This window comes from Flavobacterium sp. LK-23, from assembly GCF_058135255.1.
The window spans coordinates 56,747-68,547 of sequence record NZ_JBYUVT010000026.1 but is presented as its reverse complement, the minus strand read 5'-3'; the positions used below and the strand labels follow the sequence as shown (position 1 = coordinate 68,547).

At 32.3% G+C, this 11,801-nt stretch carries 14 protein-coding genes; 7 read left to right on the top strand and 7 right to left on the bottom strand.

Translation table 11 applies throughout. From position 1 onward, the window contains the following. Positions 1-71 precede the first annotated feature (71 nt). A complete protein-coding gene (locus AC3Y25_RS23205; RefSeq protein ID WP_489904392.1) occupies positions 72-338 on the bottom strand; it encodes a DUF2752 domain-containing protein in 267 nt (88 codons plus the stop codon). Positions 339-464: 126 nt separating this feature from the next. Here AC3Y25_RS23205 and AC3Y25_RS23200 point away from each other — a divergent pair, with 126 nt between their 5' ends. Both AC3Y25_RS23200 and AC3Y25_RS23195 read left to right on the top strand, forming a co-directional pair. After that, entirely contained in the window at positions 465-638 is a 174-nt protein-coding gene (locus tag AC3Y25_RS23200) for a hypothetical protein (RefSeq protein ID WP_008462622.1), read from the top strand. 1 nt (position 639) lies between these two features. Further along, positions 640-1,191, top strand: a complete 552-nt coding sequence (locus AC3Y25_RS23195) for a DUF8465 domain-containing protein (protein ID WP_427872945.1) — start codon at positions 640-642, stop codon at positions 1,189-1,191. A gap of 136 nt (positions 1,192-1,327) precedes the next feature. Here AC3Y25_RS23195 and AC3Y25_RS23190 read toward each other — a convergent pair whose 3' ends face one another. Continuing rightward, entirely contained in the window at positions 1,328-2,332 is a 1,005-nt protein-coding gene (locus tag AC3Y25_RS23190) for a hypothetical protein (protein ID WP_489904390.1), read from the bottom strand. Between the two features lie 87 nt (positions 2,333-2,419). On the opposite strand from AC3Y25_RS23190, the gene AC3Y25_RS23185 reads away from it, so the two are divergent. Then, complete coding sequence (locus AC3Y25_RS23185) at positions 2,420-3,544, top strand: cysteine desulfurase family protein (protein WP_427872948.1); 1,125 nt, start codon at positions 2,420-2,422, stop codon at positions 3,542-3,544. Between the two features lie 261 nt (positions 3,545-3,805). Here the strand turns inward: AC3Y25_RS23185 and AC3Y25_RS23180 are convergent, their stop codons facing one another. Then, positions 3,806-4,366: an L-threonylcarbamoyladenylate synthase gene (locus AC3Y25_RS23180; protein ID WP_489904389.1), complete on the bottom strand. Its 561-nt coding sequence runs from the start codon at positions 4,364-4,366 to the stop codon at positions 3,806-3,808. A gap of 174 nt (positions 4,367-4,540) precedes the next feature. Here AC3Y25_RS23180 and AC3Y25_RS23175 point away from each other — a divergent pair, with 174 nt between their 5' ends. Then, complete coding sequence (locus AC3Y25_RS23175; protein ID WP_489904388.1) at positions 4,541-5,326, top strand: DUF5672 family protein; 786 nt, start codon at positions 4,541-4,543, stop codon at positions 5,324-5,326. On the opposite strand, the gene AC3Y25_RS23170 is transcribed toward AC3Y25_RS23175, so the two are convergent. Further along, positions 5,323-6,420 (bottom strand): glycosyltransferase family 4 protein, encoded by a 1,098-nt coding sequence (locus AC3Y25_RS23170; RefSeq protein ID WP_489904387.1) that lies wholly within the window; start codon positions 6,418-6,420, stop codon positions 5,323-5,325. The genes AC3Y25_RS23175 and AC3Y25_RS23170 overlap by 4 nt on opposite strands. A 121-nt stretch (positions 6,421-6,541) precedes the next feature. Between AC3Y25_RS23170 and AC3Y25_RS23165 the strand changes: the two genes are divergently transcribed. Then, complete coding sequence (locus AC3Y25_RS23165) at positions 6,542-7,306, top strand: Kdo domain containing protein (RefSeq protein WP_489904386.1); 765 nt, start codon at positions 6,542-6,544, stop codon at positions 7,304-7,306. Here the strand turns inward: AC3Y25_RS23165 and AC3Y25_RS23160 are convergent. Further along, on the bottom strand, positions 7,287-8,057 hold the full coding sequence (locus AC3Y25_RS23160; RefSeq protein ID WP_489904385.1) for a glycosyltransferase family 2 protein: 771 nt from the start codon (positions 8,055-8,057) through the stop codon (positions 7,287-7,289). The two genes, AC3Y25_RS23165 and AC3Y25_RS23160, sit on opposite strands and share 20 nt — an antisense overlap. Before the next feature lie 18 nt (positions 8,058-8,075). Next, on the bottom strand, positions 8,076-9,140 hold the full coding sequence (locus AC3Y25_RS23155) for a glycosyltransferase family 9 protein (RefSeq protein WP_489904384.1): 1,065 nt from the start codon (positions 9,138-9,140) through the stop codon (positions 8,076-8,078). Between the two features lie 127 nt (positions 9,141-9,267). Here AC3Y25_RS23155 and AC3Y25_RS23150 point away from each other — a divergent pair, with 127 nt between their 5' ends. Beyond that, a complete protein-coding gene (locus AC3Y25_RS23150) occupies positions 9,268-10,014 on the top strand; it encodes a glycosyltransferase family 2 protein (RefSeq protein WP_489904391.1) in 747 nt (248 codons plus the stop codon). 69 nt (positions 10,015-10,083) lie between these two features. Here AC3Y25_RS23150 and AC3Y25_RS23145 read toward each other — a convergent pair whose 3' ends face one another. Continuing rightward, positions 10,084-10,899, bottom strand: coding sequence for a 2,3,4,5-tetrahydropyridine-2,6-dicarboxylate N-succinyltransferase (locus AC3Y25_RS23145; RefSeq protein ID WP_248726233.1), 816 nt, complete (start codon positions 10,897-10,899; stop codon positions 10,084-10,086). A gap of 262 nt (positions 10,900-11,161) precedes the next feature. On the opposite strand from AC3Y25_RS23145, the gene AC3Y25_RS23140 reads away from it, so the two are divergent. Next, the gene (locus AC3Y25_RS23140) at positions 11,162-11,794 is read left to right on the top strand and encodes a PAS domain-containing protein (protein ID WP_095930926.1); all 633 of its coding nucleotides are present in this window, start codon (positions 11,162-11,164) and stop codon (positions 11,792-11,794) included. Positions 11,795-11,801 lie beyond the last annotated feature (7 nt).

Sequence of the window (11,801 nt, the reverse complement as noted above, 5' to 3'; positions counted from 1 at the left end):
TCTAAAATCTAAAATCTAAAATCTAAAATCTAAAATCTAAAATCTAAAATCTAAAATCTAAAATCTAAAATCTAAAAATAAAAGTGTTTGAAATAATAGCCGCCGAGCATAAAAATGAAATTTACCACAGCAATGTTCCAAACGATTTTTTTGTAATTTCTTGATTTATCTAAGAAATGAAACGCGATAAAAAGGAAGAGTAAAAGACAAGTATAAATGGCTGGATACATTTTAAAAGCACCAAAAAAATCACCTTGAAAAAGTAAGAATAAAGAGCGCTGAAATCCACATCCTAAACAGTCATAACCAAAGAAGGTTTTGAATAGGCAAGGGATCATGTATTTCTCTAAGCTCATGGTGAATCTTTTTTGCAATTTTACTAAAAAAATATGACAAACGTTTGGAGTGGTATAGAACAAGTACTTGAAAGTTTTATACTTTTGAAATCTTAAAATACAGGAAGGATGAAAACTTTTAAAATTATAATAATGATTCTTGCAATTTCGGTTGCGCTTTATGAGCAAGTTTCAGAAGAAAAAAACATCTATATCATGATTGCTGCAATTGTAGTTTTCATGTTCGGAATGATGCAGCTTAGTGCTAAAACACCAAGTAAAAATAACGATAAAGAAGAGTAGAATGCTGGCAAAAGGAGATAAGGTTTCTGTACTTGATGAAGCCATAAACGGAACGGTGATTTCGGTTAAAAACAATGAAGTTTTGATTGAAACTGAGGATGGATTTATGATGACATTTTTAGTCAACGAACTGATTAAAATACAAGAAACCAGTAATTTAATGAATTCTATTAAAAGAATTGATTTAGATGAAGTTTCAAAAGAGAAAACAGAGCCAAAACCGAGAAGTTTTGTTAAAGAAAAGAAAGATAAACGCGATGTTGGTGTTCCGGAATTTGATTTGCATATCGAAAAATTGGTTCCAAATAAACGCGGAATGTCTAACTATGATATTTTGACATTACAGACCGAGACGGCAAAAAGACATATCGAATTTGCGATTAGAAATCGCATTCCGAAAATCGTTTTTATTCATGGCGTGGGTGAAGGAATTTTGAAAGCCGAACTTGATTTTTTATTAGGCCGTTATGACGGAATTGATTTCCAAGATGCCAATTATCAAAAATATGGACTTGGAGCAACCGAAGTTTATATAAGGCAAAACAATAAATAATAAGGCTTGCTTTAGTACAAAAGTTTCATTATAAAACATAAAAAAAACGTCTGTTTTTTGTCGTGATTTAGTTCTAAAATCATTTCAAAAAACAGACGTTTTTTTGTAAGAATTATTTTTTGTAAAAAATATACTTTTAGTTGGTTGCTTGTCGTTCAATTTTTCCAAGAACGAAGCTGTTTCCAAGTTTGAAATTACTTTTTCCTTTTAATAAAATTACATTTTTAAGGACAATTGTGTGCGTATAAACTTGACCTAATGCATTAGGTGATACAGTAGTGGTTACTTCTATAATTCCGCTTATGTTTGCTACACCAAATTGGCCTGTCCATGTTTCATCGATAGCAGGAGAACTTGGTTGTACTTTAGCGCAAATAAAAGCTGGTGTAATAGATCCAGTTTCTGTCAATGCAGTTCTGTAAAACACTTTGTTTTGTGTAGCTGTTATTAAACTTGTACGTGGCTGGTTACTAGTTGTTACTTCATTGACAAGTAGTGCAGGATCGATATCTTCAATCGATAAATAAAATGAATTGTTGTAATTATAAGTTTTGTTGTCACATTCATAAGCCGAACCATTCGGATTGGTTTTGAAGGTTAAATCAGCAGGTGTTACAGTAGTATTATATTTTCCAAATACAAATTCAGCTTCTGTTTGGTTTCCTGCTGGTTTTGCAAATGTTATGTTTTTAAAAATAATGCTATGTTCGTAGCCAGTAATTCTACTTCCTCCGTCATTATTAGTGTTTGGCACTTCTGTTTGTGTAGTTACGATTTCAATCAAACCTTCAACTCCATTCCATTCTTCAGTTACTTTTGGAGTGGTAGGAGGTATAGCACCACAAATATTATCTTTTGCTACAGTTCCGTCATAAGCTCTATAAACGACACGGTACGATCCTTTTCCATTTGCGTCAATAGTATACGTGTAGGTTCCTTGATCATTAACAATTGCTCCTGCAGGTAATTGAAGCAAAAGTGCTTCCTGAGATTTTAGTTTATAAATTAAAGTATTGGTTAACGGATCACAGGCTGACGATTCCTGTACATCAGCAAAATCTATTTCGTCTACAGTTAAATCTCCATCATCGCATCCATTCAAGAAAAGAGCAAATAATAGGAGGGCAGCATATTTTTTCATCGTAAAATTTATTTGGGTCAAAAATAGTGAAAAAATTGCCAAATGATATTTAAGATTTGACAATTGATATTTCTTAACTTTGCAGCAATGAAAAAAGTATATCTAGATAATGCCTCAACAACTGCCATGCGTCCTGAAGTAATTCAGGAAATGACAAAAATAATGCTTGAGGATTACGGAAACCCATCGTCTACACACAGTTTTGGTCGAAATGGTAAGACCATATTAGAACTTTCTAGAAAGAGTATTGCAAAACACTTAAATTGCACTGCTCAAGAAATAATTTTCACCTCTGGCGGAACAGAAGCCGACAACTGGATTTTACGCTCTGCTGTTGAAGATTTGAAGGTGGAGAGAATTATTACTTCAAAAATTGAACATCATGCTGTTTTGCATACTGTTTGGGTGCTTCAGGAAGAATACAATATTCAAGTTGATTATGTAAATGTGAATGCAGACGGTAGTCTAGACCTAACGCATTTGTCTAATTTATTATCCGAAGAAAAAAAGACTTTGGTTAGTTTAATGCATGTCAATAACGAAACGGGGACAATTTTAGATTTAGATCGTGTAAGTTTGATTTGCAAGCAGTATAATGCTTTATTTCATTCGGATACAGTTCAATCTATTGGAAAAACGGAAATCGATCTGCAAAAAACACCTATTGATTTTATTTTGGCGAGTGCACATAAATTTCACGGGCCAAAAGGTATCGGATTTGCTTTTATTCGAAAAAATTCTGGTTTACAGCCTTTGCTTTTTGGAGGAGAACAAGAAAAAGGCCTTCGCGCAGGAACAGAAGCAGTGCATCAGATTGCTGGTATGGCAAAAGCTTTGTCTATTTCATATGGAAAATTAGAAGAAGAAAGGAGTTATATTTTAGGTTTGAAAAATTATCTAATAGAACAATTAGAAATTCATTTTCCAAATTTCAGAATTAACGGAAAAAAAGAAGATTTCTATAATATTATCAATATCATTCTCCCGTTTTCATCAGATAAAACTTCGATGCTGCTTTTTAGTTTAGATATGAAAGGAATTGCAGTTTCTAGAGGAAGCGCTTGCCAGTCTGGAAGCATTAAACCTTCGCACGTTTTAAACGAAATGCTTTCGGAGACCGATTTGAAATTACCAAATCTCCGAATTTCATTTAGTCACTACAACACCAAGGAAGATATCGATTGGCTGATTGAGAGCTTGAAAACGGTATAAGTGGCTAAGATACTAAGGTTCTGAGATTCTAAGTTTTTTTAACCGCAGAGTGCGCTAAGAATTACGCAAAGGTCGCTAAGTTTTTTTAGAGCCATTAAAATGAAAAAGTTCGCAAAGCTTGTTTTGATAAAGCTTTGCGAACTTTTTTTAACTCTAATTTAGATTCTCAATAAGACCTTCTTTGCGTACTTTGCGGTAAAAACTACACTCAAAGTTTTTGAAACCTGAAACCTGAAACCTGAAACCTGAAACAAAAAAAAGCTATTTACGAATTACTTTTACCTGAGAATCTTTGGTTAATTTGATGATCGTAGAAGATTTTCCGTTGATTTTATCTTGGTTTAATTTCACCACATAATCAACACCTTTAATGATTTCTGGGCTAATGTCCTTGAAAGCTATTGGTGTTGGTTGTCCAGAAATATTTGCAGAAGTAGAAACCAAAGGTTTTTTCATTCTCTCCATTAATTTGAAGCAGAAAGGTTCTTTTACCAATCTAACTCCTAACGATTTGTCTTCAGCAATAATATTTGGAGCAACATTTCTAGCATCATCAAGAATTAAAGTAGTGGGTTTCTCCGATAAATCCCAGATTTGCCATGCAACTTCAGGAATCTCTTTAAACACATTGTACAGCATCTTTTCGCCATTCATTAAAACAATCATGCTTTGTGTTTCTGCACGCTGTTTTAATTTGTAGATTTTAGCAACAGCTTCTGGGTTTGTAGCGTCACAGCCAATTCCCCAAACTGTATCTGTTGGATATAAAATGATACCGCCTTCCTTAATTACTTCGTATGCGTTGATAATTTCTTCGTTCATTATAAATGGAATATGTAAAGTGCAAAATTAATTTTTTTATTTGGTAAAAAAATCAAATTTACTTGGCAATAATTAAGTTTTTGTAATTTATAAGATTATTTTTGCACTTAAAGTTAAAATACCAAATAGCAAAAAATCCAAGCCGTAAGCAGTTTTGCTTTAACCAAAAACCATATGAATAAAGTATTAGCAAAAGTAGTTATTCCTGTATACAAGGAATATTTTGGAGAATTAGAAGAAAAATCATTTTTACAAGGCTGCAAAATTTTAAAAGATTATGAAATTGTAATTGCGCATCCAGAAGGATTAAATTGTTCTTATTTGACTGAAAAATATGAGAATTTAACTTTCAAAAGTTTTCCAAAACATCATTTTGCTACTATAGATGGTTATAATGAGCTTTTGCTATTGCCTGAATTTTACGAGCCTTTTTTGGACTCAGAATATATATTGATTTATCAGCTTGATGCATTCGTTTTTAGAAATGAATTAGCAGAATGGTGCCAGAAAGGTTACGATTATATTGGAGCTCCCTGGATTGCAACTCCCGTAGACACTTTTGGAAAGAAAATATTGAATGCAATTACTAAAAATTTTAGATCGGCAAAGAAAAAAGAGCGCGAACAGATTTTTTATAAAGTAGGTAATGGCGGATTTTCATTACGTAAAGTGGCTTCGCATTTTGCTATTGCAAAAGAAAAAAGCCAATTTATAGCAGACTTTTTAAAATCAGAAAAAAAGCCAATTTATGCTACAGAAGACGTTTTTTGGTCTTTAAAAGCTCCCGAATTTGATTCAAATTTTAGAATTCCGGATTATAAAGAAGGTGTGCTTTTTGCCATTGATAGAAAACCAGAAATTGCTATGAAAATAGCAGGTAATAAACTTCCTTTTGGCTGCCATGCCATTAACAAACCTAAAGTGAATAAGTTTTGGAAACCAATTTTAGATCAATATTAATTTAAGCTTTTGTAAAAATCATAATAGCTTTTTTGCATTATGCTAAGATTATGATTTTGACTAACGAGCTGAAAAGCATTGGTTTTTATTTTTTCCTGTAAAGCTGGATTATTTATAATTTTAAGTACGCTATTGGATAACCTTTCGGTATCTTTTAAATCGGCTAGAAATCCCGTTTCACCGTTTGTAATGACCTCTGGGGTTCCGCCGGCTTTAGTACATACTACAGGAATTTTACAGGCAAAAGCTTCATAGATAGTCAATGGAAGCCCTTCGGTTATCGAAGTTAATAGAAAAATATTAAATTCTGGAAGTAAATCGGCAGTATTTCGATATCCAGTAAAAAATAAATCATGCTCTAAATCATTTGCGATAGCATAATTTAGTAGCTCTTCTTTAAGAGGACCGTCTCCAATTACAATAAATTTTATTGACTCAGAAGTGTTTGTTTTTAGCTTAATTAGTTTAGCTGTGTCAATAAAAGTGTGTATGTCTTTTTGACTTGTAAGAGCGGCTACATTTCCAACAATTTTGGTTTCAGGTGCAAAATTAAACTCTTTATGAAGCAGATTTTGATTTGTCTTTTGAGCAAATTGTTCAACATCGATAGCGTCATAAATTGTTATAAGGCGGCTTTTGTCTACAATTTTTTCAAAAATAGCTTCAACAGCCTTAGAAACGCATATAATTTTATGAATTCTAGGATGCGAATATTTATATCTGTTTAAAAATTTGTCTTTAATTTTATTGTTTCTTTTTCTGCTGAAGATTAAAGTAATTGATTTATTTAAAAATTTTAAAGCAATAAGGGCAGCAGTTAAAGAAGTTGAATCATGTATATGCAATACGGTTATCGATTCTTTTTTGCAGATTTTAATAATAGATAAAATCAGACTGAATAATTTGAATCGGTTTGTTTGGTAAGTAAAAAAATTAGCGTTGTCATTTTTGCAGATAGCCGCTAAAACAGCTTTATCGGGACATAAAATATATTGTTTTAGATCCGTTTTATGAGCTAATAGCTTGTAGATTGTATACATTTGCGAATCGCCGCCTCGAAAGTCAATCATCGAGGTAACATTTAATATTTTCATTGCTTTAAATTTTTACAAATATATAAGAAAAGGATTACTTTTTGTAAAAATATTCTTTTCTTTTTTTATTTCTATGAAAGCATTTAGTTATTTTTGAATTTTAAAAGTATAGATACCCATTATGTCATTTGAAATAAGCAAAAAATTTAAGTCCGAAGAACATTCAATACAACAAATTATCAGCAGTTTTGATTCTTCTGGTGAACTTTTTGGAAATGGCGATCGAAATAAAATCAAATTATTTGATCTAAATGGGAAGATTATAAACGTGAAATCTTTCAAGATTCCTCATTTTATTAATAAAATAGCATATAAATATTTTAGAAAATCAAAAGCCAGACGATCTTTTGAATATGCAAACAAGCTTATAGAGTTGGGTGTTGGAACACCAGAACCTATTGCATTTGTAGAGTTTTCGTCTTTATTAGGTTTAGAAAACAGCTATTATGTAAGCGAGCATCTTTTGTGCGACTTGACCTATAGAGAGCTTGTAGAAGTGCCTGATTATCCAGATCGTGATAATATTCTAAGACAATTTACCAAATTCAGTTTCGATCTTCATGAAAAGGGAATTGAATTTTTGGATCATTCTCCAGGAAATACTTTAATAAAAAAGAATGCCAGCGGAAGCTATGATTTTTTTCTAGTTGATTTGAACAGAATGGAATTTCACGATACAATGTCTTTTGAAACGCGTATGAAAAACTTATGCCGTTTGACTCCATTAAAAGAAATGGTGGCAACAATGAGTAACGAATATGCTAAATATTACAACGAACCTGAAGAGAAGATTTTCAATACTTTATGGAAAGACACTTCAGATTTTCAAGAAAAGTTTTATCGAAAAAAACGTCTGAAAAAGAAACTTAAATTCTGGAAGAAGTAATTCTTCTTAACTCTTTATAGCGAACAAAAACGCTGTACGCATTCAGATAACAGATTGTTACGCCTTTTCCTCCGTCCAGAAAACCCAATCGGATTATAAATTGATACAAAAAAGTGTATAAAGGATGAAGAAATAGCAGAAGGAAATAAGGTTTTATTCCTTTTGCAAATTTCTCATTGGCTTTAAGAATTCCATAATTGTACATTTTCGATTTATAATCCTCATAAGAAGAGTAGGAGAAATGTATAATTTTATTTTTTAAAGTAGAGATTGGTCCGTTTACAATCAGTTTTTCGTGAACGGTTCTTTCTTCGTTGTATCTGCATTTTGATTTATTAAAAAGCCTAAAAATCTTGTCGGTTTGCCAGCCGCTAAAGTTTAGTTGGCGCTCCTTAAACATAAAAATACGATATACAAAATAAGCGCTCGCGGCTTTTTCAGCATTAATTGCAGTAACGATTTCAGATTTTAATTCAGGTGTTAATCTTTCGTCAGCATCAATAAATAAAACCCATGAGTTTTCAGCTTGCTCTAAGGCAAAATTTCGCTGAGAGGTATAATCAATAAAAGGATTCTGAATTAATTTTACGTTTTTGAAAGACTCGACTATAGGTACCGTTTTATCGGTGCTGTAAGAATCAACAACAATTATTTCATCTGCAAAATCAATGTCTTCAAGAAGTGATTTTATATGATGTTCTTCATTAAGCGTAATAATCAATACTGATAATTTTTGCTTTTCACTATTCATTGGTGATGCTTTGCTTTTTCAATTTTTATATTCCTGAAAATAAGTCTCTAGTTTTTTAAGCATAAGTTCCAACGGATATTCAGCATAATATTCAAAAGTGTGTTCTTTTATGTATTGTTCGGTGTGCTTCTCGTAAATCTCAGGTTTTAAATCTTTTAAATGAATTGAAGCATTTTTTGCTTCATTTTCAAACAACTGCCAAGTTTCTTTTCTAACAGAAGGAGTAAAAATAGAGAAAGTTGGTATTTCTAGTGCTTTGGCCATATTTACAGCTCCTCCTTCATTTCCTATCAACATCTCGCATTGAGAAAGTATTGCTAAAAACTGACGTAAATCTGTAGCGTACAAATCGAAAATAATATGCTTTTTTGTTTCTTCAGAACAATGGTTGTAAACCTCCAAAGCTTCTTCTTTTTGGTTCGGAATATAATTAAAGAGAATTGTAGCGTTTGTTTTTGCTACGGTAAAATCAATAATTTTTGCCATTCCGTCAAGCGGATAGGTTTTGTAGTGCTCGCTTCCTAAAATTCCAAACATAATAAGAGGTTTTTCAGGATCAATATTGTAGCTTTTTAAAATGCTTTTTGCTTCTGCAATTTCAGATTCTTTTAAAAAGATTTTCGGTTTTACATTCGTTATCTTTTCAGTAAAAAATGGTTTAAGGAGTAACAACCTGTTTTCAATTGCCAATCCATATTCTGATTTTATGGCATCAAAACGTTCGTAACTATAATTGTAAAAGACATTAGAATACCATTTATGATACGAAACTTTATATTTTGCTCCAGAAAAAAACGTAATTAAACTAGTTCCTAATTTGCTGTAAACGTCTATCACGGCATCATATTTTTTTCTTCGAATCTCAAAAATGAATTTAAGGAATCCAAAAGTCGATTTTCGGATTTTATTAGTCACCGGAATGATGTTATCGATATTCGGATTTTCTTTTAGAACATCAATCGAATTGGGATAACACATATAGTCTATTGTAGAGTCAGGAAACTTGCTCTTCAAGTTGTTGCAAATAATTGTGCTTGTTAAAACGTCTCCAATTCTTTTTTGTTGGATAACTAATATTCTCATCTGGTTTTTTATTCAATTTGAAAGCTAAAGTACAAACTATTTTATGAAGTGCACAAGTGATGGCGGTAATTAAGATTAAACTAAATTAAAAAGTTATATTTTTGTGGTCAACAAATTAAAATTTATAATGGGAATTAGCGGTTTGGTTATTACTTTCAATGAAGAAAAAAACATTGGAAAATGTATAGATGCCTTATTTAAAGTTTGTGATGAAGTTATTATTGTAGACTCTTTCAGTAAAGATCGTACAGTAGAAATAGCTAAAGAAAAGGGTGCACAAGTTATTCAGCAGGCATTTTTAGGCGATGGCCCGCAGCGTACCCACGGATTGCCTTTTTGTAAAAACGACTGGATTTTAAATCTTGATGCCGATGAGTTTCTAGATAAAGATGCAGAAGATTTTATTCTAAAGAAAAAATATTTGGAAGGAAATCATGATGCTTTAAGTTTTAGAGTAAAAAACTTTTTGGCCGATAAACTAATTGATTTTTCAGGATGGTATCCAGATCATAAAGTTCGTTTTTTTAATAAACAGACTGCTCATCCTTCAGATTCTAAAGTGCATCAGAAAATTATAGCTCAAAATGAGAAAAAAGTTGCAGTGCACATTTTGCATTACGGATGGGATTCTTTTGATCAGATTATTGCTAAAAAGAATCAATATTCTGGATGGCATGCGCAGCAGTTGTATGATCAAGGAAAAAGAATTAATGCCTTTAAACCTGTTTTGAACGGAACTGTAGCTTTTGTTCGATGCTATTTCTTTAAAAAAGGAATCTTTAACGGTCTTGACGGATTATCAATCGCAATGATTCAGGCTTTTTTCTCTTATATGAAATATGCTAAACTTATTAAACTTCAAAAAAATAAGTAATAAAAAAAATCCAAATTCCAGTAATAATCTATTGGAATTTGGATTTTAAATATTTAGACTTTTTAAAGTTTATACAGCAACATCGTACTCACGAAGTGCATTGTTTAAAGAAGTTTTTAAATCTGTAGACGGTTTACGAGTTCCAATGATTAATGCACAAGGAACTTGGAATTCTCCAGCGGCGAATTTCTTTGTGTAGCTTCCAGGAATAACCACAGAACGAGCAGGCACATAACCTTTCATTTCAACTGGCTCATCACCTGTAACATCGATAATTTTTGTAGAAGCTGTCAAACATACGTTAGCTCCAAGAACTGCTTCTTTACCAACGTGAACGCCTTCAACCACTATACAACGAGAACCGATAAAAGCACCGTCTTCGATAATAACTGGAGCAGCTTGCAATGGCTCCAAAACACCACCAATACCAACACCACCGCTTAAGTGTACGTTTTTACCAATTTGAGCACAGCTTCCTACAGTTGCCCAAGTATCAACCATTGTGCCTTCGTCTACATAAGCACCAATGTTTACGTAACTTGGCATTAAGATTACACCGCTTGAGATATAAGCTCCATAACGCGCAACAGCATTTGGTACTACACGAATTCCTTTTTCAGCATAATTTCTTTTTAGCAACATTTTGTCGTGGTACTCAAAAATACCAGATTCCCATGTTTCCATTTTTTGAATCGGAAAATACATCACAACCGCTTTTTTAACCCATTCGTTTACCTGCCATTTGTCACCAACTGGTTCAGCAACACGTAATTTTCCAGCGTCTACTAATTCGATAACTTCTCTAATAGCATCAGTTGTTGCGGTTTCTTGTAATAAAGCTCTATTTTCCCAAGCTTGTTCAATTATAGTCTGTAAAGAATTCATACGTTTAATTTTTTGGCAAAGATAAGGTATTTGTAGAAATGCAAAAAAGTAAAACGGTTTGAAAATGTTACAGATTTAACTTTTTGTTTCTTATTTGTAAGGTTAATGAAGCGATTTGTATTTTTTACTAATACTGTTACCACTAGAAGTTTTTTTTATATCAAAATATGACAAAAGTCAGGGTTTCTGCTTTTTCTTCACTTTAATTTCGCAGTGTTGATCAACAATTCCATTCCATAAATAATCATATAAGCAGTAAAATATGAATCAAGAAAATCACCTTCAAAACAGAGTAATCATTGACAAAGAAGTAAGCTGGGATAAAACTCAGGTTATTATGAGTAAAACAAATGCTTTTGGTATTATAGAATATGCCAACGAAGTGTTTGTAGACGTTTGTGGTTACGAAGACTATGAATTAATGGGGCAGCCTCATAATATCATACGTCACCCTGATATGCCAAAAGTAATCTTTAAAGTGCTTTGGGAAAATCTTAAAAACGGGAAAAACTTTCACGCTATTGTAAAAAACCTTGCAAAGTCTGGAAGATACTATTGGGTAATTACCGATTTTGAAATCGCCCGAGACGAAAACGACGTTATTGTAAATTATTTCGGAAGAAGACAAGCTGTACCGCAGGAAGTTATTGCGATGCATATTGAACCTTTATATAAAAAGTTATTGCAGATTGAAGCCGCAAGCGGAGTTGAATTTAGCGAAAAGTACTTAATAGGATTCTTAGAAGAGAAAAAGAGAACATACGTTGAATATATTAAGGAGTTGATTTACGAGCACGAAAAATCTCAATCTAAGTTTGCTAATTACAGTGAAGAAGAAGATGCAGGAGAGGAAGAAGAACACAGAGGTTTTTTTGGCCGATTGTTTGGAAGATAAATTGAGT